At 72.0% G+C, this 24,057-nt stretch carries 19 protein-coding genes; 10 read left to right on the forward strand and 9 right to left on the reverse strand.

Annotated features, from left to right (window positions below; translation table 11 throughout):
- Positions 1-103 precede the first annotated feature (103 nt).
- A complete protein-coding gene (purB, locus tag ACIBO1_RS31410) occupies positions 104-1,528 on the reverse strand; it encodes an adenylosuccinate lyase (protein ID WP_396752814.1) in 1,425 nt (474 codons plus the stop codon).
- A 62-nt stretch (positions 1,529-1,590) separates the two neighbouring features.
- Positions 1,591-2,883, reverse strand: coding sequence for an acetyl-CoA C-acetyltransferase (locus tag ACIBO1_RS31415; protein WP_396752816.1), 1,293 nt, complete (start codon positions 2,881-2,883; stop codon positions 1,591-1,593).
- Between the two features lie 53 nt (positions 2,884-2,936).
- Here ACIBO1_RS31415 and ACIBO1_RS31420 point away from each other — a divergent pair, with 53 nt between their 5' ends.
- The 7 genes from ACIBO1_RS31420 (at position 2,937) to ACIBO1_RS31450 (ending at position 10,017) form a co-directional block, all read left to right on the forward strand.
- Positions 2,937-4,310, forward strand: a complete 1,374-nt coding sequence (locus ACIBO1_RS31420; RefSeq protein ID WP_396752818.1) for a 3-oxoacyl-ACP reductase — start codon at positions 2,937-2,939, stop codon at positions 4,308-4,310.
- On the forward strand, positions 4,310-5,176 hold the full coding sequence (locus ACIBO1_RS31425; protein ID WP_396752820.1) for a MaoC/PaaZ C-terminal domain-containing protein: 867 nt from the start codon (positions 4,310-4,312) through the stop codon (positions 5,174-5,176). The genes ACIBO1_RS31420 and ACIBO1_RS31425 overlap by 1 nt, the downstream gene beginning before the upstream one ends.
- A gap of 86 nt (positions 5,177-5,262) precedes the next feature.
- Complete coding sequence (locus ACIBO1_RS31430; protein WP_396752822.1) at positions 5,263-6,015, forward strand: NUDIX domain-containing protein; 753 nt, start codon at positions 5,263-5,265, stop codon at positions 6,013-6,015.
- Complete coding sequence (locus ACIBO1_RS31435) at positions 6,012-6,986, forward strand: serine/threonine protein kinase (protein WP_396752824.1); 975 nt, start codon at positions 6,012-6,014, stop codon at positions 6,984-6,986. Before ACIBO1_RS31430 ends, ACIBO1_RS31435 begins: the two co-directional genes overlap by 4 nt.
- Positions 6,987-6,996: 10 nt before the next feature.
- On the forward strand, positions 6,997-7,956 hold the full coding sequence (locus ACIBO1_RS31440; protein WP_396752826.1) for a hypothetical protein: 960 nt from the start codon (positions 6,997-6,999) through the stop codon (positions 7,954-7,956).
- A 140-nt stretch (positions 7,957-8,096) separates the two neighbouring features.
- The gene (locus tag ACIBO1_RS31445) at positions 8,097-9,362 is read left to right on the forward strand and encodes an adenylosuccinate synthetase (protein ID WP_396752847.1); all 1,266 of its coding nucleotides are present in this window, start codon (positions 8,097-8,099) and stop codon (positions 9,360-9,362) included.
- Between the two features lie 25 nt (positions 9,363-9,387).
- Positions 9,388-10,017 carry a DedA family protein gene (locus ACIBO1_RS31450; RefSeq protein ID WP_396752828.1) on the forward strand — a complete coding sequence of 210 codons (630 nt, stop codon included), beginning with the start codon at positions 9,388-9,390 and terminating at the stop codon, positions 10,015-10,017.
- A 45-nt stretch (positions 10,018-10,062) separates the two neighbouring features.
- Here ACIBO1_RS31450 and ACIBO1_RS31455 read toward each other — a convergent pair whose 3' ends face one another.
- Positions 10,063-10,701 (reverse strand): TetR/AcrR family transcriptional regulator, encoded by a 639-nt coding sequence (locus ACIBO1_RS31455; protein WP_396752830.1) that lies wholly within the window; start codon positions 10,699-10,701, stop codon positions 10,063-10,065.
- A 66-nt stretch (positions 10,702-10,767) separates the two neighbouring features.
- On the opposite strand from ACIBO1_RS31455, the gene ACIBO1_RS31460 reads away from it, so the two are divergent.
- The 3 genes from ACIBO1_RS31460 (at position 10,768) to ACIBO1_RS31470 (ending at position 12,861) form a co-directional block, all read left to right on the forward strand.
- Positions 10,768-11,220, forward strand: coding sequence for an SCP2 sterol-binding domain-containing protein (locus ACIBO1_RS31460; protein ID WP_396752832.1), 453 nt, complete (start codon positions 10,768-10,770; stop codon positions 11,218-11,220).
- A 1-nt stretch (position 11,221) separates the two neighbouring features.
- Positions 11,222-12,436: an acyl-CoA dehydrogenase family protein gene (locus ACIBO1_RS31465; RefSeq protein ID WP_396752834.1), complete on the forward strand. Its 1,215-nt coding sequence runs from the start codon at positions 11,222-11,224 to the stop codon at positions 12,434-12,436.
- 143 nt (positions 12,437-12,579) lie between these two features.
- A complete protein-coding gene (locus ACIBO1_RS31470; RefSeq protein ID WP_396752836.1) occupies positions 12,580-12,861 on the forward strand; it encodes a hypothetical protein in 282 nt (93 codons plus the stop codon).
- 120 nt (positions 12,862-12,981) lie between these two features.
- Here the strand turns inward: ACIBO1_RS31470 and ACIBO1_RS31475 are convergent, their stop codons facing one another.
- The 6 genes from ACIBO1_RS31475 to purD form a co-directional block, all read right to left on the reverse strand.
- Positions 12,982-18,057, reverse strand: a complete 5,076-nt coding sequence (locus ACIBO1_RS31475; RefSeq protein ID WP_396752837.1) for a DNA repair ATPase — start codon at positions 18,055-18,057, stop codon at positions 12,982-12,984.
- Entirely contained in the window at positions 18,050-20,071 is a 2,022-nt protein-coding gene (locus tag ACIBO1_RS31480; RefSeq protein WP_350697597.1) for a flotillin family protein, read from the reverse strand. Before ACIBO1_RS31480 ends, ACIBO1_RS31475 begins: the two co-directional genes overlap by 8 nt.
- A 175-nt stretch (positions 20,072-20,246) precedes the next feature.
- Positions 20,247-20,879, reverse strand: coding sequence for a hypothetical protein (locus ACIBO1_RS31485; protein ID WP_396752839.1), 633 nt, complete (start codon positions 20,877-20,879; stop codon positions 20,247-20,249).
- A gap of 120 nt (positions 20,880-20,999) precedes the next feature.
- Positions 21,000-21,590 carry a hypothetical protein gene (locus ACIBO1_RS31490; protein WP_396752841.1) on the reverse strand — a complete coding sequence of 197 codons (591 nt, stop codon included), beginning with the start codon at positions 21,588-21,590 and terminating at the stop codon, positions 21,000-21,002.
- Entirely contained in the window at positions 21,587-22,171 is a 585-nt protein-coding gene (locus tag ACIBO1_RS31495) for an RNA polymerase sigma factor (RefSeq protein ID WP_396752843.1), read from the reverse strand. The genes ACIBO1_RS31490 and ACIBO1_RS31495 overlap by 4 nt, the downstream gene beginning before the upstream one ends.
- Positions 22,172-22,551: 380 nt before the next feature.
- Entirely contained in the window at positions 22,552-23,802 is a 1,251-nt protein-coding gene (gene purD, locus ACIBO1_RS31500; RefSeq protein WP_396752845.1) for a phosphoribosylamine--glycine ligase, read from the reverse strand.
- Between the last annotated feature and the right edge of the window lie 255 nt (positions 23,803-24,057).

Here is a 24,057-nt window from a genome sequence, read left to right on the forward strand (position 1 = left end):
CACCCCCCGGATCATGCGTACGACAGGGGCAGTTAGTCATACCGGACCGAGCGACCGAGCAGTCCCCGGCTGGGGACGATCAAAAAGGTAACGGGTAACGGGGTTAGAGGATCGGTGGGGGGGCGTAGGTGGCGGCGTTGGGGTGGGACTGGACGATCTTGGAGATGCGGGTGGTCACCGCCTGGATCTGGGCCGGGGCGGCGCCGACGAAGGCGGCCCGGTCGGCGACCAGGGCGTCGATCTCGGCGCGGGTGAGGCCCAGCCGGGGGTCGGCGGCCAGCCGGTCGAAGAGGTCGTTCTCGGCGGCACCCTGCTCACGCATGGCCAGCGCCACGGCCACCGCGTGCTCCTTGATCGCCTCGTGGGCGGTCTCCCGGCCCACGCCCCGGCGCACCGCCGCCACCAGGATCTTGGTGGTGGCCAGGAACGGGAGGAACCGCTCCAACTCCCGGTTGATCACCGCCGGGTACGCGCCGAACTCGTCGAGCACGGTGAGGAACGTCTGGAACAGCCCGTCGGCGGCGAAGAAGGCGTCCGGCAGGGCCACCCGGCGGACCACCGAGCAGGAGACGTCCCCCTCGTTCCACTGGTCGCCGGCCAGCTCGCCGACCATCGACAGGTACCCCCGGATGATCACGGCGAAGCCGTTGACCCGCTCCGACGAGCGGGTGTTCATCTTGTGCGGCATCGCGCTGGAACCGACCTGACCGGGCTTGAAGCCCTCGGTGGCCAACTCCTGCCCGACCATCAGCCGAATCGTGGTGGCCAGCGAGGAGGGTGCCGCGGCCACCTGCGCCAGCGCAGCGATCACGGCCATGTCGATCGAGCGGGGGTAGACCTGCCCGACGCTGTCCAGCACCCGCTGGAAGCCGAGGTGCTCGGCGACCCGCCGCTCCAGCTCGGCCACCTTCTCGGCGTCGCCGTCGAAGAGGTCCAACTGGTCGGCGGCGGTACCCACCGGCCCCTTGATCCCGCGCAGCGGGTACCAGGAGATCAGGTCCTCCAGCCGCTCGTACGCGATGATCAGCTCCTCGGCGGCCGACGCGAAGCGCTTGCCCAGCGTGGTGGCCTGCGCCGCGACGTTGTGCGAACGCCCGGCCATCACCACGTCCGCGTACTCGTGGGCGTGCCAGGCCAGCCGGGCCAGCGTCGCCACCACCCGGTCCCGGATCAGCTCCAGCGACCGGCGCACCTGGAGCTGCTCGACGTTCTCGGTGAGGTCCCGCGAGGTCATCCCCTTGTGCACGTGCTCGTGCCCGGCGAGCGCGCTGAACTCCTCGATGCGGGCCTTCACGTCGTGCCGGGTGACCCGCTCCCGGGCCGCGATCGAGTCGAGGTCGACGTCGTCGAGCACCCGCTCGTACGCCTCGACCACCCCGTCGGGCACCGGCACGCCGAGGTCCCGCTGGGCCTGGAGCACGGCCAGCCAGAGGCGACGCTCCAGCCGGATCTTCTCCTCCGGCGACCAGAGGGCGACCAGCTCGGGCGAGGCGTACCGGTTGGCGAGCACGTTCGGGATCGTCGTCACCCCGCCATTCTCCCGATGCCGCCGCCGCCCGCCCCGACCGGGTACGGCCGACGACCCGGAGGTCAGCGTTCCAGGATCGCGGTCACGCCCTGGCCGCCGGCCGCGCAGATCGAGATGAGCCCCCGACCACTGCCCTTGGAGGCGAGGAGCTTGGCCAGCGTGGCGACGATCCGGCCGCCGGTGGCCGCGAACGGGTGCCCGGCGGCCAGCGAGGAGCCGTGCACGTTGAGCTTGTCGGTGTCGATGGCGCCGAGCGGGGCGTCCAGGCCGAGGCGGTCCTTGCAGAACTCCGGCGACTCCCAGGCGGCCAGGGTGGCCAGCACCTGCGAGGCGAACGCCTCGTGGATCTCGTAGTAGTCGAAGTCCTGGAGAGTGAGCCCGGCCCGGGCCAGCATCCGGGGCACCGCGTACGCGGGAGCCATCAGCAGTCCCTCGTCGCCGTGCACGAAGTCCACCGCGGCCGTCTCCGACCAGGTGAACCAGGCCAGTACCGGCAGGTGGTGTGCGGTCGCCCACTCCTCGCTGGCCAGCAGCACGGTGGAGGCGCCGTCGGTGAGCGGCGAGGAGTTGCCGGCGGTCATGGTGGCCCGCTCGGCGTCCGGGCCCTTGGCGCCGAAGACCGGCCGCAGCGTGCCGAGCTTCTCCAGCGTGGTGTCCGGGCGGAGATTCGCGTCGCGGGTGAGCCCCAGGTAGGGGGTCATCAGGTCGTCGAAGAACCCCTGGTCGTACGCGGCGGCGAGCCGCTGGTGCGAGCGCAGCGCCAGCTCGTCCTGGGCCTGCCGGTCGACGTTCCAGCGCAGCGCGGTCTGTGCGGCGTGCTCGCCCATGGACAGCCCGGTACGCGGTTCCGCGTTGCGCGGGACCTCCGGCTGGAATGGCTGGGCCGGGCGCAGCTTGGCGGCGATCCGCAGCCGTTCGCCCAGCGTCCGGGCCGAGTTGAGCCGGAGCAGGGTGCGGCGCATGTCCTCGTTGACCGCGAGCGGGGCGTCGGAGGTGGTGTCGACCCCGCCGGCGATGCCGACGTCGAGTTGGCCGAGGGCGATCTTGTTGGCGACCAGGATCGCGGCCTCCAGGCCGGTGCCGCAGGCCTGCTGGATGTCGTACGCGGGGGTGCGCGGGTCGAGCTTCGAGCCGAGCACCACCTCGCGGGTCAGGTTGAAGTCCTTGGCGTGCTTGAGCACGGCTCCGGCGACCACCTCGCCGACGCGCTGCCCGGCGAGGCCGAACCGGGCCACCAGTCCGTCCAGGGCGGCACCGAGCATGTCCGCGTTCGAGGCGTCGGCGTACCGCGAGTTGGAGCGGGCGAAGGGGATCCGGTTGCCGCCGATGACCGCGACCCGTCGAACCTTCTGCACGATCCGCCTCCTCAGGAGTGTTGCCGTACCTTACCCGCCAGTAGGCTACGCCTATGACCGACAGGTACGCGAGTTTTGTCCAGTCGGGCGCCGGCCGGGCGCTGGTCAAGCGTCTCGGGCTGCCCGATCCGCCACGACTTCGCCGACACGCGCCGGGGGAGCCGATCCTCCCCGGGCCGGTCCTGCTCGGCACCTCCACCGGGGGCCGGCTCGCCGAGCCGGTCCGCACGATCCTGGCCGCCGCCGGGCTCGCCCTGCGCGACCCGGCCACCGCCACCCCCGATCCCACCTCCGGCCGTACGCCGACCAGCTCCGCCCTGGTCTACGACGCCACCGGCATCACCGACTCGACCGGGCTGCGGCAACTGCACGACTTCTTCCACCCGCAGGCGCGGGCGGTGCAGCCCAGCGGCCGGGTGATCGTGCTGGGCACCCCGCCCGCCGAGTGCGACACGCTGCGCGAGGCGACCGCCCAGCGGGCCCTGGAGGGGTTGACCCGCAGCATCGGCAAGGAGTTCGGCCGGGGCATCACCGCCCAACTGGTCCACGTCACGCGGGAGGCCGACGAGAGCACCTGGACCAGCCTGGAGGCGACCCTGCGGTTCCTGCTCTCCGGCCGTTCGGCGTACGTGTCGGGGCAGGTGATCCGGGTCGGTGCCGGGCGGGCGAGCGCACCGGTGGACTGGGACCGCCCACTGGACGGGCAGGTGGTGCTGGTCACCGGCGCGGCCCGGGGCATCGGCGCGGCACTGGCCCGGGTGCTGGCCCGGGACGGGGCGACGGTGGTGGCGCTGGACGTGCCGGCCGCCGGGGACGCGCTGGCCGGCGTCGCCAACGAGATCGGTGGCAGCGCCGTACAGCTCGACCTGACCGCCGCCGACGCTCCGGCCCGGCTCGCCGATCACCTGGCCGAGCGGCACGGTCGGGTGGACGTGGTGGTGCACAACGCCGGCATCACCCGGGACAAGACCCTGGGCCGGATGGACGCCGACCGCTGGGACCAGGTCATCGATGTCAACCTGTCCAGCCAGGAACGCATCAACGACGTGCTGCTGGACCGGGGCCTGATCCCGGACGGCGGGCGGATCGTCGGCGTCTCCTCGATCGCCGGGATCGCCGGCAACCGGGGCCAGACCAACTACGCCACCAGCAAGGCCGGCGTGATCGGGCTGGTCGACGCGCTGGCTCCGGCGCTGCGCGACCGGGGGATCAGCGTGAACGCCGTCGCGCCCGGTTTCATCGAGACCCGGCTGACCGCGCGGATCCCGCTGGTGCTGCGCGAGGCGGGTCGCCGGATGAACAGCCTCTCCCAGGGCGGGTTGCCGGTGGACGTGGCGGAGACCATCGGCTGGCTGGCCTGGCCCGCTTCCGGCGCGGTCAGCGGCAACGTGATCCGGGTCTGCGGCCAGAGCCTGCTGGGGGCGTGATGACCACGCAACGGGAGCGGGTGACGCTGTCCGCGCTGCCGACGGCCGGGCCGCTGTACCGGCGGGCTCTGCTGGGCGCGGTGCCGGGGCGTGGCGGTCGGCGGACGGACGAGGTGTCGGCGGTGGAACTGGCCGTCGACCGGGTGGCCGTGGACCCGGCCCGGCTGGCCGACTACGACCGGGTCTGCGGGTTCCGGCTCGCCGACCGGCTGCCGGGGACCTTCCCGCACGTGGTGGGCTTCCCGCTGGCGCTGCGCCTGATCACGGCGCCGGACTTCCCGATCCCGCTGACCGGGGTGGTGCACGTGGCCAACCGGATCACCGTGCACCGGCCGGTCACGGTGGCTGACCGGCTGGACTTCACCACGTGGGCGGAGAACCTGCGCCCGCACGACCGGGGGCGGCAGGTCGACGTGGTCCTCGTCGGCTCGGTGGACGGGGAGGAGGTCTGGCGCGGCGTCTCGACGTACCTGGGACGGCAGCGCACCCCGGGCGGTGGCGAGCGGCGCGACGGGGGTGAGCGGCCCGCGCCGCCGGCCGCGTCCGCGCGCTGGCGGGTCGAGCCCCGGGTGGGTACGGACTACGCGCGCGTCTCCGGCGACCACAACCCGATCCACACCTCCCGGCTGGGCGCGCGGCTGTTCGGCTTCCCTCGGCCGATCGCGCACGGCATGTGGAGCAAGGCCCGCTGCCTGGCGGCGCTGGAGAACCGGCTGCCCGAGGCGTACACCGTCGACGTCGCGTTCAAGCTGCCGGTGCCGTTGCCGAGCACGGTGGCGTTCAGCGCTACGGCGGCCCAGGCGGGGTGGGAGATCGCCCTGCACGACCAGCGGGGACGGCCGCATCTGACAGGCACGATCCGCTGAGGTGAGGGTCGGGCACTTGCCCGGCCCTCCTTTTCGCGCTAAGTTGTTCTCACATAGAGATGTTCTCAGAGTGAGAGTGATCGAGCGTGAACGAGCAGGACTTCCTCGCCTCCTACGACCCACGCGCCTATCCGGCCGTCGCGGTCACCGCCGACGTGGTCGCACTGACCATCCGGGACGACGCGCTGCACCTGCTGCTGATCCGCCGCGCCGAGCAGCCGTACGCCGGGCACTGGGCGCTGCCCGGCGGCTTCGTCCGCCCCGACGAGGACCCGGCCACCGCCGCCCGACGGGAGCTGGCCGAGGAGACCGGGCTCGGCGGGGAGCGACTTCGGCGCGTACACGTCGAGCAGCTCGCCAGCTACGGCGCGCCCGAGCGCGACCCCCGGATGCGAGTCGTCTCCATCGCCCACCTCGCCTTCGCCCCTGACCTGCCGGACGCCGCCGCCGGCAGCGACGCCGACGAGGCCGACTGGGTGCCGGTCACCGAGCTGCCCGGCCGTGAGCTCGCCTTCGACCACCGCCGGATCGTCGACGACGGGCTGGAGCGGGCCCGCTCCAAGCTGGAGTACACCCCGCTGGCCACCCGCTTCCTCGCCCCCGAGTTCACCATCGGCGAGCTGCGCGCCGTCTACGAGACGGTCTGGGGTCACCCGCTACACGCCGGCAACTTCCACCGCAAGGTGCTCTCGGTGCCCGGCTTCGTGGAGAGCACCGGCGCCAACACCGAGCGCGGCGGCAGCCGGGGCGGCCCGCGCGCCCGGCTCTACCGGGCCGGTGACGCCCGGCTGCTGCACCCGGCGCTGCTGCGGCCCGCCCGGGAGGAGACGGTGCGATGAGGACCGACGAGGCGATCCGCCTGGTCACCGCCGCCCGCGACGACCACGACCTGTTCGGCGCCGACGCGCCGGAACGCCGCTACCGGGAGCTGGTCACCGCGCTGCACCCCGACCGGCTGGACCGGGCCGCCCCGGGCGTACGCGCCGACGCCACCGACGCGTTCGTCCGGGTCACCACCCGCTGGCGCGCCCGCCGGGTGACCGTGCTGCACGGCTACCGCTGCGGCGCTCCGGCGCACTCGGGGGACCTCGCCGACCTCTACGACGTCGGCGGGGACCGGCTGCTCAAGCTGCCCCGCGAGGCCAGCGACAACGACCTGATGATCCGCGAGCAGCGCGCGTTGCGCCGACTCGCCGACCATGGCGACCCGCGCTGGCTGCCGTACGTGCCCCGCCTGGTCGACACGTTCGCGCACCAGGATCCGGCCACCGGGGCGGAACGCCAGGTCACCGTGCTCGCCACCGCACCCGGCCTGCACAGCCTGGTCGACGTGCGGCGGGCGTACCCGGACGGGCTGGACGCCCGCGACGTGGCCTGGATGTGGCGCCGCCTGCTGGTCGCGCTCGGCCTGGCCCACCGGGCCGGCGTGGTGCACGGCGCGGTGCTGCCGCCGCACGTGCTGATCGAGCCGGACGCGCACGGCGTGGTGCTGGTCGACTGGTGCTTCGCCACCGAGCCCGGCGGCGTCGTGCCCGCGCTGGTCCCCGACCACCAGGAGTGGTATCCGGCCGAGGTCACCGAGCGTCGGCCCTGCGGGCCGGGCACCGACATCGACATGGCCACCCGGTGCATGACCTGGTTGATGGGCCTCCACGCCCCGGACGAACTGCTCGCCTTCGCGGCGGGCTGTCGGCAGCGGTCGCTGTCGAGCCGCCCCGACGACGCCTGGCGACTGCTCGGCGAATTCGACGAGGTGCTGCACCGGCTCTACGGGCCGCGCACCTTCCGACCTTTCACCCTCAACCCCTAAGGAGGCTGCCATGGGCAGCGGAATGTGGTCCACCGACGTGTACACCGCCGCCGACCGGTACCGCCGGGCCACCGGCAAGAGCGCGTTCTCGTACAGCGACAGCGGTGCCAAGGTGGTGCACCCGCAACTGGACCCGCGCGGCGCGACGCGGGAGAGCCGCGACTCGGCCGAGCACCCGCGGTCGACCCCGGTCACGGTTTTGTTCGACGTGACCGGCTCGATGGGGCACGTGCCCCGCACCCTCCAGGCCAAGCTGCCGCAACTGCTGGGGCTGCTGCTGCGCCAGGGGTACGCCCGCGACCCGCAGATCATGTTCGGCGCGATCGGCGACGCCACCTGCGACCGGGTGCCGTTGCAGGTCGGCCAGTTCGAGTCCGACAACCGGATGGACGAGGACCTCGGGCGGATCGTGCTGGAGGGCGGCGGTGGCGGCCAGATGAAGGAGTCTTACGAACTCGCCCTCTATTTCATGGCCCGACGGACGGTCACCGACAGCTGGGAGAAGCGGGGCCGACGCGGCTACCTCTTCATCATCGGCGACGAGCTGGCGTACCCGGCGGTCAAGGCCGCCGAGGTGGCCCGCCTGATCGGCGACGACCCGCGCGAGGACGTGCCGGTGCGGCAGATCGTCGACGAGGTTACCCGCCGCTGGGACACGTACTACCTGCTCCCGGCCGGCAGCCACTACTCGGGCAACCGCAAGGTGCTCGACTTCTGGCGCGGCCTGCTCGGCCAGAACGCCCTGGAGCTGGACGACCTCGACGCGGTCTGCGAGACGATCGCGCTCACCGTCGGTCTCGGTGAGCAGGCCATCGACCTCGACACCGGCCTGCGGGACCTGGACCGGAGCGGCTCGACGGCCACTCGCACGGTGTCGAAGGCGCTGGCCCGGCTGAACGGGGCACGCCGCACCGAGGTGGCCGATCTGCCGGCCACCCGGACCACCGGCGGCGGAGTCGTCCGGCTGTGAACGAGCAGGTGACCGCTGCGCGCCCGGGTGTCCCGGCACCCCGGCGCGGCCCGGCGGGCGATGCGGTGGGCGGTTTGGCCAGCGGTCCGGCGGGCCGGTTCACGGGAGGCTCGGCCGGCAGGTCGGGTCCGGAGCACGCGATCGTGGTCGACCTCGGGTACGGCGACGCCGGCAAGGGCACGGTGGTGGACTGGCTCTGCGCCACCCGCCCGGTGCACACCGTGGTCCGGTTCAACGGGGGTGCGCAGGCGGCGCACAACGTCGTCCGGCCCGACGGCCGACACCACACGTTCGCGCAGTTCGGTGCCGGCACCTTCCACCCCGGCGTACGCACCCACCTGTCCCGGCACGTCGTGGTGGACCCGTTGGCGCTCGCCGCCGAGGCCGACCACCTCGCCGCCGTTGGGGTGCCCGACGCGTTCGACCGGTTGACCGTGGACGGGGCGGCGCTACTGGCCACCCCGTACCACCGGGCCGCCAACCGGGCCCGGGAGACGGCCCGGGGAGCCGACCGGCACGGTTCCTGCGGGCAGGGGGTGGGCGAGACCGTCGCGTACGGGCTCGCCCACCCCGACGAGGCACCCCGGGTCGCGGACTGCCGCAGCCCGGAGGTGCTGCGTCGCCGCTTGACCGCGCTCCGGGACCGGCTCACCGCCGAACTCGGCCCGCTGGACGCCCCACCGGTCGCGGACTGCCTGCCGGCGTACCGGGCGTTCGCCGAGCGGGTGGCGATCGTCGACGGCTCCTGGCTGGCCGGGGCGTTGCGGGCCGGCCCGTGCGTGTTCGAGGGCGCCCAGGGGGTGCTGCTGGACGAGTGGCACGGCTTCCACCCGTACACCACCTGGAGCACCACCACCTTCGCCAACGCCGAGTCTCTGCTGGCCGAGGCGGGACTGGGCGGGTCGGCGCTGCGGATCGGGGTGCTGCGGACCGTCACCACCCGGCACGGTCCAGGACCGCTGGTCACCGAGGACCCGTCGCTGCCGCTGGCCGACCCGCACAACGCGACGAACCCCTGGCAGGGCCGCTTCCGATTCGGCCACTTCGACGCCGTCGCACACGCGTACGCCCTGGCGGTCTCGGGCGGGGTGGACGGCCTGGCGCTGACCCACCTGGACCTCGCCGAACGCGGGCTCGACCTGCGTATCTGTCGCCGCTACGATGGCCTGGACCGGCTGGTCCCGGGCCCGGCCGGCGACCTCGACCGGCAGGCCGCCCTCACCGCCCGCCTGCTGCGGGCGCGCCCGGTCTACGACGCCGGTCCGGCAAACTGGCCCGAGGCGGTCGGCGAGGCGCTCGGTGCTCCGGTGCTCCTCACCTCCCACGGCCCCACCTCCGCCGACAAGGAGGTTCGTAAGGAAGGGCACCTTATTAACGCCTGGTGTAGAGGAAGGGCCCCTTCTTAACAGCCCGTGCCCTGAGCATGGAGGCATGGAGGCCGCGCTCGACCTGCTCCGGCAGACACTCACCTCACCCTGGGTGTATCTGCTGATCTTCGGGCTCACCGCGGTCGACGCGTTCTTCCCGCTGGTGCCCTCGGAGGCGGCGGTCATCAGCGTCACCGTGCTCGCCACCGGTGGCCAGCCGAACCTGGCGCTGATCATCGTGGCGGCCACGCTCGGCGCGACCGCCGGCGACCACATCTCGTACGGGATCGGACGCGGCGGCGGATCGCGCCGGCTGGACCACTCACCGGTGGACAGCCGGCGCCGGGCCGGATCGGAGTGGGCCCGGCGGGCGGTCGATCTGCGTGGCGGCGTCATCCTCATGGCCGCCCGTTACGTCCCCGGCGGGCGGACGGCGGTCACCCTGGCCATGGGTGCCATCCGCTATCCGCTGCGCAGGTTCCTCCTCTTCGACCTGATCGGCTGCGGTTCGTGGGCGCTGTACTGCGTCCTGCTCGGCATCTTCGGCGGGCTCGCCTTCGAGCAGCATCCGCTGCACGGCATCCTGGCCGGCATCGGGCTCTCAGTCTCGGTGACGCTGCTGGTCGAGTTGATCCGCTGGCTCCGGCACCGGGCGCACCGGCGGGCTGCGAGCGGTGCGGAGCCGGGTTGTTAGCAGGGGACCCCTGCTCTACCGCAGGCGTTAGCAAGGGGCCCTTCCTTACACCTCGGGCGGGTGCCAGCTCGCGCCGTGCAGGAGTTGCCCGGCCCCCAGCCACGCGGCGTTCATCATCCGGGTCGCGGTCTTCTCCGGGTCGGCCTCGGGGTGGTCGGCGAGCCAGTCGCCCAGCGATTCGGTCGCCCCGACCAGCGCGTACGCGACCACTTCCAACTCGGTCTCGGCTGCCGTACGCCCCTCGGCACGCAGGGCGTGGTCCAACATCCCGGCGACCACCTCGACCATCCTGGCCCGCATCTGGGCCAGTTCCCGGGCGAACGGCTGCTCGGCGCGGGCCTGCCGATAGAGCACCGACCAGCCGTCGCGGTGTGCGCCGACGAAGCGGAAGAACGCCCGCAGACCACGCCAGAGTCGCTCGTCGGCGGGCAGGTCGGGGACGGCCGCCCCGGCGATGGCCTCCATCATCCGGGTGCCCTCGCGGTGCAGGCAGGCGACGAAGAGTTCCTCCTTGGTGCCCAGGTACGCGTACACCATGGGTTTGGAGATGCCCGCGACCTCGGCGATCTCGTCCATGCTGGCGCCGTGGTAGCCGCGCCGGGAGAAGACGCGCACGGCGGCGTCGAGCATCTGCTGCTCGCGTACGGCCCGAGGGAGGCGCTTGAAGGCGGGTGTCGCGGACACCTTGCGAGCATACCTACCGGTGCGTAGGGTTACGCCTGAGTAACCACTGTTCGAGAGGTGCGTTCCATGACTGACTTCGACCCGGCCGCATTCGCCAACATGGGCCCGAAGGAGTTCGCCCAGCTCGTCAAGAGCACCCCGGATAGCAAGCTCGCCGAGATCATGTCGGGGGAACTACGCGGCAAGATCCTCGGCGAGGTCTTCGGCCGGATGCCGCAGATCTTCCGTGCGGACCGCGCCGGTTCCACCAACGCGGTGATCCACTGGAACATCACCGGTGCTCCCGACGGCGGCACCGACACGTACGAGGTGGTCATCGCCGACGGCACCTGCACGGTCAACGAGACCCCGCAGCACGAGCCGCGGCTGGCCCTGACGCTGGGACCGGTCGAGTTCCTGAAGATCGTTTCCGGTGACGCCAACCCGGTCATGATGTTCATGACCGGCAAGCTCAAGGCAAAGGGTGACCTGGGGCTGGCCGCCAACATCGCCAACCTCTTCGACATCCCCAAGGCCTGAGATGGTCGAACTCTCGCTCGACCTGAACGAGGAACAGCGGGATCTGCGCGACTGGGTGCACGGCTTCGCCAGCGAGGTCGTGCGCCCGGCCGCCGCCGAGTGGGACGCCCGGGAGGAGACTCCCTGGCCGATCATCGGCGAGGCGGCCAAGGTCGGCCTGTACGGCTTCGAGTTCCTCGCCACCTGCTGGGCCGACCCCACCGGGCTCTCCCTGCCGATCGCCAGCGAGGAGTTGTTCTGGGGCGACGCCGGGATCGGGCTGAGCATCTTCGGCACCTCGCTCGCGGTCGCCGCCATCTACGGCAGCGGCACGCCCGACCAGCTCGTCGAGTGGGTGCCGCAGTGCTTCGGTGACGTCGACTCGCCGGCGGTCGCCGCGTTCTGCTCGTCCGAGCCGGAGGCCGGTTCGGACGTCTCCGCGATGCGTACCCGGGCCGAGTACGACGAGGCGACCGACGAGTGGGTGCTGCGTGGCCAGAAGGCGTACGCCACAAACGGTGGGATCGCCGCCGTGCACGTGGTCACCGCCTCGGTCGACCCCGAGCTGGGCTCGCGAGGTCAGGCCGCATTCGTCGTACCCCCTGGCACCGCCGGCCTCTCCGCCACCCGCAAGCTGCGCAAACTCGGCCTGCGGGCGTCGCACACGGCGGACGTCTTCCTCGACGACGTCCGGGTGCCCGGCCGGTGCCTGCTCGGCGGCCGGGAGGCGCTTCAGGAGCGACTGGCCCGGGCCCGGTCCGGACAGCGCGCCTCCGGCCAGGCCGCGATGCGGACGTTCGAGCTGTCCCGACCCACCGTCGGCGCCCAGGCGCTCGGCGTGGCCCGGGCCGCCTACGAGTACGCCCTGGACTACGCCCGGGACCGGGTCCAGTTCGGCCGCCCGATCATCACCAACCAGGCCGTCGCCTTCGCGCTCGCCGACATGAGGACGGAGATCGACGCCGCCCGGCTGCTGGTCTGGCGGGCCTCCTGGATGGGCCGCAACAACCGGCCGTTCACTGCGGGCGAGGGGTCGATGTCCAAGCTCAAGGCGGGTGAGGTGGCCGTGTCGGTCACCGAGAAGGCGGTCCAGTTGCTCGGCGGGGCCGGCTTCCTCCGTGACCACCCGGTCGAGCGGTGGTATCGGGACGCCAAGATCTACACCATCTTCGAGGGCACCTCCGAGATCCAGCGCCTGGTCATCTCCCGGGCGATCTCCGGGATGCAGATCCGCTGACTTTCGCCCCTTAAGTTCGATAAGCCTGAATGTTCATGGGATTCTCATTCACTTCATCCCGTTGGCCATCTCCCACCACCCTCTGTCTAATTAGTGACAGACGTGAGTGTGTCCACAGTTGACCGCGCCGGGAGGAACGACGAATGGCATCCATGAGCCGCGACGAGGAGGACGGCCAGAGTGAGAGGGCTCGGGAACACCTACATCCCGTGCACGCCACTTACCTCAGTGCCGCGATGGCGCTCCTGACCGTGGTGCTGTTGACGGTTCTCGGCGGTTGCAGCAAGACCAACGGTACGGCCGTCGCCGGGATCGCGGCGGTCGGAACGATCATGACAGCCGCGTTCGGTGTCGCCGCCGCGTACGCCCGCCGGCCATCCGGCTCCCGTTCCACCCGCAGTCGTACCGGCACGTGGAGGCGATGACCGGCAGCATCCAGGCCGGACGGATGGCAGGACGCTCCGCACCCGATACCCGGAATGTTAGGAGGGGTCCCCTGCTATACCGGAGGCGTTAGCAGGGGACCCTTCCTTACACATCAGACCTCAGCGTTCGCTGGCACGACCTATCGCGGCGGCGACTCCGCTGACCCGGTCGGCGAGCAGGCCGAGCGCGCCCACCGCACGGTCGACCGGATCGTCGCCTCCCCCGCCCAGGGCCTTCGACCGCTGGAAGGCGTCCTTCACCTCGACCCACCGGGCGGCCTGCTCGGGAGTGAGCCGGCCACGCAGCTCGGCGAGCTTGAGCAGGTTCGCCTCCGCGCCCGCCGCGAGCGTCTGCGCCTCGCCCAGGTAGTGGTCGTCGATCACCGCCTCCAGCTCCTCGTCGGTGAGCACCGGCACGATCCGCTCGGCGAGCTTGTTCATGTTCCGGTACGAACCCTGGAGCTGGAACTGCGGCTCGGTGCGAGCATCGTCGGACTGCGCCGCCGAGGCGATGTACGCCTGGTTGTTGGCCAGCACCACCTGCTGCACCCGCAGCATCTTGCGCAGCACCGAGACCATCTGTTCCAGCTCCACCGGCTGGTACGGGTGGGAGAGCTGGTCGGCGCGGACCGAGTCGTCCCCGCGCGCCATCCGGACCAGCAGTTCCAGGTCGCCCCGGTCCCGTCCGGAGAGCGGTGCCAGCACCGCGTTGGCGGTGAGCGCGTTCTCGATGTAGCTGAGCGCGAACGCCTCCTCCCGCCCGGAGAGCACGTCACCGAGGTTCCACACGTCGGCCCGGTTGGCGAGCATGTCCGGGATCCGGAACCGCTTGCCCGACTCGGTGTACGGGTTACCGGCCATGCAGACCGCGAACCGCTTGCCGCGCAGGTCGTACGTGCGGGTGCGGCCCTCCCAGACGCCCTCCATCCGGCGTTGCCCGTCACAGAGCGAGATGAACTTCTGCAACAGCTCCGGGTTGGTGTGCTGGATGTCGTCCAGATAGAGCAGCACGTTGTTGCCCAGTTCCAGGGCGAAGGAGATCTTCTCGACCTCCTGCCGGGCGGTGGCGTCGGGCGCCTCGGCCGGGTCCAGCGAGGTGACCTTGGTGCCCAGGGCCGGCCCGTTGACCTTGACGAAGACCAGTCCGAGTCGGCTGGCGACGTACTCCATCAGGGTCGTCTTGCCGTACCCGGGCGGTGAGATCAGCAGCAGCAGGCCGGACTGGTCGACCCGCTTGCCGTCGCCGGTGGCACCGAGCTGCCGGGCCAGGTTGTCGCCGATCAGCGGCAGGTACACCTCGTCGAGCAGCCGGTTGCGGACGAAGGCGTTCATCACCTTCGGCCGGTACTCCTCCAGCCGCAGGCGGTCCCGCTCGGCGTCCACCAGGGCGTTGCGTCGCCGCTGGTAGTCCCGGTATGCGGGGACCAGGTCGGTGCGGAACGCCCGGGTCCGGGCCAGCATCTCGTCCAGCCGTACGTCGAGCGTGGAGCCCTCGATGCGCGGGTGCGCGCCGAGCAGCCCGCCGACCGACTCGGTCATCGTCGCGGTGCTGTCCTGCCGGGCCGGCTCCGCACCGCACAGCTCGACGGCGACCGCCTCCGGCAGGTCGTACCCGGACAGGTTGCCGTCGTCGGTGGCCAGGAACGCGGTCAGCCACGCCTCCACCAGTTGGTGACGGCCGGCGAGGTCGTCACCGAGGGCCCGCAGGTCGTCGTCGAACTCGCGGGACGAGCGCGACTGCGGGCCACCGAGTGCCCGGCGGAACCGGTCCAGCAGGGCGCGGGCCCCGCCGCCGGTGACGAACCGCACCGGCGGCGAGGAGAGTTCCTCGAACAGGTACTCGCCGGCCACCGCCGTCCCACCGGGCGGCACCGGAAGTCCGGCGGATCGCAGGAACGTCTCGGCCGCCTCGGCGAGCTGTGCGCCGAGCCGGTCGGCGGCGTCCTCCCCCTCGGGGCGGCCGAACCGCTGCCGGGCGCGGGCCAGCGAGGCGGCCCGGGCGGTCCAGGCGGACCGGGTCGGCTCGTCGGTGCCGTACCGCCAGAACAACTGCGCGGCGGCCCGGTCGGCCGGCGGGTAGCGCAGCAGCCCGGCACCGGCGTGCAGGCGCAGCAGCACCCGCAGGATCTCGGCGGCGTCGTGGTCGTGCACGCCCCGCTCGTACCCCTCGTCGTAGCGGGTCTCGGCGATCCGCCGCACCAGGTCCCGCAGCCCGTTGGCGTCCACCGCCGCGCTGTGCAGCGCGTCCAGGGTGAGCCCGTCGCGGCCCGCCTCGGCGGCGGCCAGGATCGCGGTGGCCAGGTACTCGGCCCGGTATACCTGCGCCGACTCGGAGACCAGCAGCTGGTCCCAGAACCGCCGGGTCTGCTGGAACTCCTCGTCACGCACCGGTGCGCGGTAGTCGGTGCCGGTCACCGCCACCACCATGCGGCCCTCGGCCGGCACCACCGCCACGTCGACCGGTTGGGTGTTCACCGCGAAGCGGTGCCGGCCCAGCCGGATCGTCTCGCCACCGTCGGCGTACAGGTCGAGGCGGTCGCGCAGACCGCGTCCGGACTCCTGGCGAGCGGCCCGGATCCGGCCGTCCAGCTCCTCGGCCCGTACCGCGTCGCCGAGGGTACGCAGCTCCTCCACCACCGAGCGGAGCTTGCCCACCATCGGGTCGGCCGCGAAGTAGGTGTTGATCTCGTCCAGTGAGCCGAGCGTGCCGGCCCGCCGCTGCACGCTGACCAGGATCCGCTCGGCCGAGGCGACCAGCCGGTCGGCCCGCCGGGACCGCTCGTCCAGCAGGGCCTGCTTGCGTGCCGAGAACGCCTCGTAGATGTCGGTACGTCGGGTCGACAGTTCGGTGAGGAAGTCGTCGAACTCCCCGAACCGGGACTCCAGCTCCTCCACCCGCAGCAGCAGCCGGCCGAGTTGCTCGTCGCAGCGTTCGGCGGTGTCCGCCGCCGCCAGCGCCCCGGTGACCGCCTGCCCGAGCAGGGCGAACTCGGCGGCGAAACCGGCCCGGCCCTCCACTGCGGCCAGCTCCTGGCGCCGCTTGTCGAGCACCGCCCGGGCCCGGTTGACCGCGCCCAGCACCTCGCCGACCCGGCCCAGGATGCCGGTCCGCACGGTCGCGTCGGCGATGTCCAGCCCGCCCACCACGTCGGTGATGGTCTGGAGACCGTCGGTACGGGCGGCCAGCTCGTCGCGGACGGTGCCGGCCTCGGCCACCGTGCCGATCTCGGCGGCCCGCGCGGCGAGTCGCTCCACCTCCTGCTGGTAACCGGTGAACGCCTCGTCGCGACGGAGGAACTCCACCGCGCGCCGGCCGGCCACCGACAGTTCCTCGTCCAGCCGGGCGGCCAGCTCGTCGATCCGGTCATGGTCGACGTACCGCAGTTCGCGCAGCGACTCCAGGTGTCCGCGCGCCCGACGCAACCCACCGAGCTGGGTGACCCAGTCGTCGGCGGTCAGCGGTGCCTCGCCCCGGGCCCGGCGGGCCAGCGAGGCGATCTGCTCGGCGCTCTCGTCCAGCTCCGCGCGGGCCTGCTCGGTGAGCGTACGGACCTTCTCGTGCTCCTCCAGCACGGAGCTGGCGGTACGCCGCAAGCCGCTCAGCGGGGTGGCCAGGTCACCCAGCTCGTCCTCGCCGAGCCAGTGGTAGTGGTCGGTGATCCGGGCACAGGCCGCGATCAGCGCCTCGTACACCCCGGCGGTGGCGCTGCCCTGCACCATCCGCGCCGCCGAGAGGCAGTCCGAGATGCCGCGTACCAGGTCGGCGTTGCCGATCCGCTCCAGCGGACCGGTGCCGGCCGGCTGCGCCGCCGCGTACGCGTCGGAGACGTACGGCGTCTGCCAGATCTGCATCGGGTGGACCCGGGTCGGCTCCTCGGAGACGGCCCGGAACACCACGAGCGTGCCGTCGTCGAACAGGGAGAAGCCGTGGCACGGGATCGGCGCGGCCACCTCCTTGCGGATCGCGTTGTACGGCAGCAGCAGCGAGCGGCCCTCGGCCCGGGCGTGGAAGACGTAGAGCACGTCCTCACCGTTCGGCGACCGCACCGCCCGCTCGAACTCCAGGTCGGCGACCTCGGTGTCGAAGGTCCGGGTGACGCCGGTGGCCAGGTGGTAGCCGCCCGGGAAGATGATGCCGTGGTCCTCGGGCAGCCGCTGGCAGGCCACCCCGATGCCGTCGAGGCGGACCACCTCCCGGCTGAGCGTGTTGAAGACCAGGTGCCGCCACTGCGTCTCCTTGTACGGCAGGATCCGCAGCAGGATCAGCGGCCCCACCCGCGCCCACTGCACGTCGGCGTCGGCCAGGCTCTGCAACGGCTCGTCCACCGGCTCGCTGTAGATGCCCTCGCCGTCTTCGGTGTTGTTCTCCACCTTGACGGTCAGCGTGCCGCCCACCGTCTCGACGAAGATCTCGCCGTCGATGTCGATGTGCGGGTGCCGGCCGAGGACGTGGTCCTGCCGGGTCGTCTCGATCCACTCGAAGTCGTGGCTCGGCGGGAAGACGTGGTCCCGCTCCCCCCGGCTGTCCAGGTACTCCGGGATGCCGTCCACGCCGACCTGCCAGCGCAGCACCCGGATGTCCTCGGTACGCGGCCCGGTCTGGAACACCGCCAGCAGCCGGGCGTCGACCCGGCGCAGTTGCAGCAGGCGCGCCTGCCGGTAGTAGCGGTACAGCTCGCTGAAGTCCCGGACGAACTGCGGGTGACGCAGCAGGCCGGGTAGCTCGTCCTGACCGGCCTCGTCGAACCGGAAGGCGACCTCCTCCGATTCTCCCTCGCGCTGTTCGCGGGTGAATCGGTGCAGCGAGAATACGTCGTCGACGGTCGTCTCCGGCTTCAGGCCGATGAAGACGTTGTAGCCGAACAGCATCAGCCCGCCGACCGGGACGATGTCCCGGGGCACGCAGTTGTGCTCGGTACGGATCCGCTCGGTGCTCAGCAGCCGCAGCTCGGTGCTGCCGAAGACCTCCAAGCGGCGGGCGTTGAGCGACTCGGCCCGCCGGGCCAGCTCGGCGGCCTGTCCGGCGAGGCGCTTGCGCAGCACCTCGTAGCTGCCGTCGTCCAACCCGGGCCGGGTACCGCCGTCCGACACGACCTCGGCCGGATCGGGTCCGTCGCCGGACCGGCCCGCCGGGGCCGGCCCGGCGGCACCGGGCATACGCCCGGTGGTCGCCGGACCGGCGGTCGGCTCACTCACCGGCGGACTGCCGCGAACCGGTCAGGGCGGCGACCGGGGTGTCCGCCACACCCAGGCGCTGCGCGGCCTTCAGCAGTTCCTGGAGCTTGCCCTTGTCGGCGCCGCCGGAGCGCATCTGCTGCGCCAGGAACGCCGAGAGCGTGAGGTTCTGCACGTCGGCGGTGTTCAGCGAACCGATCATCCGGGTCAGGTCGTCGGTGAAGCTGGCGCTGCCGTCCAGCCACGGCTGGGTGAGGTTCTTCGCCACGTCCGAGTGGGCCACGAAGCTGTCCACGCTCTTGCCGAACGAGATCGAGCTGAGCAGCCGGTCGAAGAAGACGCTGTCCCCACCGACGATGTCGATGTTCGCCTTCTCCAGCCCGGTGGCCACCAGCGTGGCCTGCGCCTCCGCGACCTGCCGCTGGGTGTCCAGCCCGGCGAGCCGGACCTCCTTCTCCAGCTCCAGACGCAGCCGGTACTCCTCGTGCTCGCGGGTCGCGTCGTCCAGCGCGGCCATCGCGGCGGCCTTCTCGGTGAGACCCTCGGCCTCGCCCTTCAGCTTCTCGCGCACCGCCTCGGCGGCGGCCACCGCCTTCTCGCGCTCCACGGCGGCCTCGGCCCGACCGACCTTCTCGATCGCCTCGGCGCTGCGCTCCTGCACCTGCACCTCGGCCAGGCCGGCGGCTGCCGACTCGGCCTGGATGCCCTCGGCCAGCCGGATCTTCGCCCGGGTGTCCAGCTCCGCGGCCTGCTGCCGGGCCTCGGCCAGCACCAGTTCCTCGCGGGCCTTGTGCTTCGCCGCCGCCTCGGCGGCCTCCGCCGCCTTGATGTCCTTGACCAGGCTCTCCTGCGCCTCGGCCTCGGCCTGGATGACCAGCGCCTGGCGGGTCCGCTCGGCCTCCTCGACCACGCGCAGCCGCTTGATGTTCTCTTCCTGCTCGGCCACGGTCTTCTCCACCGCGATCCGCTCCCGGACGACCTCGGCGATGGCCCGCTTCTCGGCCTCCACCTCCTTGTCCTTGGCGATCGTGCTCAGCTCGGTCTCCCGCTCCCGGCCGATCACCTCCAGCATGCGGTCCTTCTCGATCCGCTCGGTCTCGATGGCGATGACCCGCTCGCGGTTCTTCTCCGCGACCGCGATCTCCCGAGCCCGGTTCTCGTGCTGGATGCCCAACTGCTCGTCGGTGCGGATGTTCGCCGTCTCGGCCCGCAGCCGCTCCTCGGCGCGTACCCGGGTGGTCTCGGCCTGCTCGCGGGCCCGCACGGTCTCGATCTCGCGCTGCTGCTTGGCCTCGGCGTCGGCCTGCCGCCGCTCCAGTTCGAGGATCGCCTCCTTGGCGTCCACGTTCTGGCGGGTGATCTCCTTCTCCTCGCTGCGCCGGAACTCGTTGGTCCGGACGTGCTCCTGCGTGGTCAGCTCGGTGATCTTCCGGATGCCCTGCGCGTCGAGGATGTTCTTCGGGTCGAGCTGCGACATCGGCGTCTGCTCGAGGAAGTCGATCGCCGCGTCCTCCAGGCTGTAGCCGTTGAGGTCGGTGCCGATGACCCGGATGATCTGGTCGCGGAACTCGTCACGCTTGGTGTAGAGGTCGACGAAGTCGAGCTGCTTGCCGACCGTCTTCAGCGCCTCGGAGAACTTCGCGTTGAACAGCTCCTGGAGGGTCTCCCGGTCGCTGGCCCGCGCGGTGCCGATCGCCTGCGCCACCTTGATGACGTCCTCGTTCGTCTTGTTCACGCGAACGAAGAAGGTGATCCGGATGTCGGCCCGGATGTTGTCGCGGCAGATCAGACCCTCGTTGCCGGTCCGTTCGATGTCGATCGTCTTGACCGAGATGTCCATGACCTCGGCCTTGTGCAGCACGGGCATCACCACTGCACCGGTGAAGGTCACGTCGACCCGCCGGATCTTGGAGATGATCAGTGCCTTGCCCTGCTCGACCTTGCGGAACAGCCGACTGACCATGAACACCACGCCGAGCGCGACGAGCAGGACGACGGCGAGGAGTACACCGATTCCGGTGGTGATCACTTCCATGGTTGGGCGCGCGGACGGCGGCAGCCGGCGGCGGGGCCGGGGCGGGACGCCGCGCATCCTCCTTTCGAGGGATGTCAGGGGCAGCGTGGCGGACGGGCCGGACGAAGGGGGTTCGCACCGGCCGCCTCGGATGAGGTCGGGGTGATCCGCGCGGAAGCGGACTCACCAGGGGCGATTACTCGGGGGCATGTCTCAGGGGGTCGAAGGTGGGCCCGGCGGGCATCACCCAGAAGAACTCACCCTCGGTGTCGTAGTCGTAGATCAACGCGGAGGTGCCGGCCGTCATCCTGTCGTCGCCCGGCTGCCGGACCTGCACCACCGCCGACGAGCCGTCCGCCGCCGTCACCTCGGCCTGACCGAAGTCGGCGGTGACCGTACCGGTCCGCACCACGCAGAGGCGGCCGACGAAGGTGTTCCGGCTGGCGTCCGAGTCGGTCGGGAAGAGACGTCCCAACGGCACCGCGATCAGCCGGGTCACCGCGTACGCGCAGAACGCGGCGGCCAGCAGCACGCCGACCGAGACCGCGATCCGGGTGCCGGCGCCGAGCCCGATGCCGTCGAGCAGCGCGGTACCGGCCAGGCTCACGAACCAGGCCACCGCGACGAGCAGGGAGAAGATGATCGCACTGGGTACGCCGCCGAGCCCGAGCCCGGCGAGGAACGTACCGGGTCCGCCGTCGACGTCCAGGTCGTCGCCCAGATCCAGCACCCCGGTCAGCACCAGCAGCCAGTAGCCGACGACGACCACGAGCAGGAAGCTGAACAGCACGGTGGGGAAACTGAGTGCCGTGGCCAGAAAGCCGGTCACCTTGTCCTCCTCCCCGCACCCGGCGGCCCGACCAGGCCACCGGCACGATGATCGTGACACGGGATGTCAACCGCACGGTCAGGGCCGATCGGCCGGTACACCCGGTCTGACCGGCCAAGATCAGCCCAGGTTGGCCTCGACGAGCGCATCAAGCGTCGCCGCACGGACCTGCGGCGTGTCCCCGGTCACGGAGACGAACAGGGTACGCCCGTCGGGAAGCCACGCCGACAGGTACGCCGTCGAGGTCGCCACGTCGTCCGTGGCCAACACCTGCGCCACAGTCGCCACGGTCACCTCGCGGGGCACCCCGGGCAGTCCCAGCGCCGCCTCGAAGTCGAAGACCGCGACCACCCGGATCACCGGGCCGGCACCCTCGTACGCCACCCGGTCGCCGCTCGGCACCGCCTGCGGGCGGGCCATCCGCAGCACCGCCTCGGCGGGATCGGCCGGTCGCAGATAGGCCGGCAGGCCACGCAGTTCGGGCACGGCGGGTGCCGCGACCTGCGGCGCGGGTGCCGGTCGGCCGGCGGTCACCACGGTGAAGACCCCCAGGCCGACCACCGTGCACAAGGCCAGCGCCACGGCGACGGCCTGGAGACGGCGACGACGACGCAGGCGGGCCCGCACCGCCGGCAGCGGATCCGGGCCCGACGGGTACCGGTCGGGCTCGTCATCCCAGACCTCGCGGAGCGCGTCCCGGACGTCGGTCATCCCGCCACCTTCCGACCGGCTCCGGCCCGGACGCCCGACAGACCCGGGCGGATCGCGTCGAGCGCCCGGTGCCGCAGCGACCGGACGGTCGCCGGTCGTCGCCCGATCGCCTCGGCGATCGCCGCGTCGTCCAGATCGTCGAGGTACGCCATGACGAGCACCGCCCGTTGCGCGGGCGGCAACCCGGCCAGCAGTCGACGCAGCAGGTCTGCGTCCTCGACGCCGTCGCCGGACCAGCCGTCGTCGACGTGGTCGGACCCATGCCCGGTGACGCGGCCGAGACCGACCTCGGTGCTGCTGCCGGTCCCGCCGTCGGCGACCAGCGGTGACGCTGCCGGAGTGAACCTGATGCGGCGGACCAGGGTCCGGAGCCGGCCGATGTGCAGTCGGATCATCGTGTTCTTCGCGTACTCGAACGGGTTGCCGTCGGCGAACACGCGATGCCACACCCCGGCCACCCGGACGTAGGTCTCCTGGAGGAGATCCTCCGCCTGGTCCAGGTCGGCGGCGACCGCACGTGCGTACCGGCGCAACGCCGGAGTGGACCGGCGGACGAACGTCTCGAACTCGTCGGCTTCCATCCCACCTCCCTCGCCACTAAATACGCTGCGGGGAAGTCGTTGCGTTGCGGCCCGTCGACCAAAACCGCCGACCGTTCGGCCACCGACGTCCGGCGCGGCGGCTCGCCCGACGAACCGGATCAGCACCATCAGGGCGGCCGGACAGCCGACCGACCGGTCGGGCCGCCGGTCCGGTCGAAGCCGCCGAGCCCAGCCGACGCCGCCGGACTTGGCGACGCCGCCGGACTGGGCGAAGCCGCCAGGGCCGGTCGACACACCGGCCGGGCGGGTCGATGCCGCCGAGCCGGTCGACGCCGCCGGGCCGGTCGACACACTGCCGGCCGGTCGACGCCGCCGGGCCGGTCGACGCGGCCGGAGCGGCCGTCGCTGGTTCGGTGGGCTCAGGCGGGGAGCGTGATCCTGCCGTCGATCGCGGACGACGCGATGTCACCACGGTGGTGCGACCCGGCCAGCGTGATGCCGCGTACCAGTTGGTAGGCGGCGTCGCGCGCGGTGGCCAGGTCGGGGCCGGTGGCCGTACCGCAGAGGACGCGGCCGCCTGCGGAGAGCAGGGCACCGTCGGTGGCCCGGCGGGCGGTGCCGGCGTGGATGACGCCCGGACGGTCCGCGCCCGTGATCACGTCACCGGTACGCGGCGGGGCCGGGTAACCCTCGGCGGCGACCACCACGGTCACCGCCGCGCCGTCGCGCCAGACCAGCGGCGGGTGCTCGGCCAGCGTGCCGGTGGCGGCGGCGTGCAGCAGACCGGCCAGTGGCGTCTCCAGCAGGGCGAGCACCACCTGGGTCTCCGGGTCACCGAAGCGGGCGTTGAACTCGATCACCCGGGGGCCGTCGGCGGTGATCGCCAGCCCGACGTAGAGCAGGCCGGCGAAGGGCTTGCCCCGACGCCGCATCTCGGCCAGCGTGGGGTGCACGACGTCGCGCATCACGTCGTCGACCAGTTCGGACGGCGCCCAGGGCAGCGGCGCGTAGGCACCCATGCCGCCGGTGTTCGGGCCGGTGTCACCGTCACCGACCCGCTTGAAGTCCTGCGCGGGCAGCAGCGGCACCGCGGCCTCGCCGTCGGTCACCACGAACAGCGAGACCTCCGGGCCGGACAGGTACTCCTCGACGACCACCCGACCGCACTCGGCGGCGTGCCGCAGCGCGGCCTCGCGGTCCTCGGTCACCACCACGCCCTTGCCGGCGGCGAGCCCGTCGTTCTTCACCACGTACGGCGGCCCGAACTCGTTTAGGGCCGCGGCCGTGCCCGCCGCGTCGGTGCAGGTGTGGGCGCGGGCCGTGGGCACCCCGGCGGCCGTCATCACGTCCTTGGCGAACGTCTTGGAGCCTTCCAACTGCGCCGCCTCGGCCGACGGACCGAACACCGCGATGCCCTTGGCCCGCAGCGCGTCGGCGACTCCGGCGACCAGCGGTGCCTCCGGCCCGATCACGACCAGGTCGGCGGCCACCTCGACCGCCAGCCCCGCCACGGATTCGGGATCCGTCGCCACGACCTCCCGCAGCTCGGCCACGCCTGCGATCCCGGGATTCCCCGGTGCCGCGATCACCTGCTCGACGGTCGGATCCTCGGCGAGCCGCAGCGCAAGCGCGTGCTCCCGTCCACCACTACCCAGCAACAGAACACGCACAGCCGGCATCCTACCCACCACCCATCCCGACCTTGTTGATCAAGAAGTTTGCGTCTCAATTTGGGCGTCTCGACGCTCAAACTTCTTGATCAACGCGGCGGGGCGGGGGCGGGGGCGGGGGCCGGCAGTGGGGGTGGGCAGTGGGGTGGGTGGGGTTAGTGGCAATGCCGCTCAGTTAGGGCGGTGTGGTGGATGTCAAGCGGGGTGTAGACGTGGACGGCGGGGTCTCGGTATAGAGGTTTGTCACTCCAAGAC

This window comes from Micromonospora sp. NPDC049903 (assembly GCF_044460945.1).
GTDB lineage: Bacteria > Actinomycetota > Actinomycetes > Mycobacteriales > Micromonosporaceae > Micromonospora.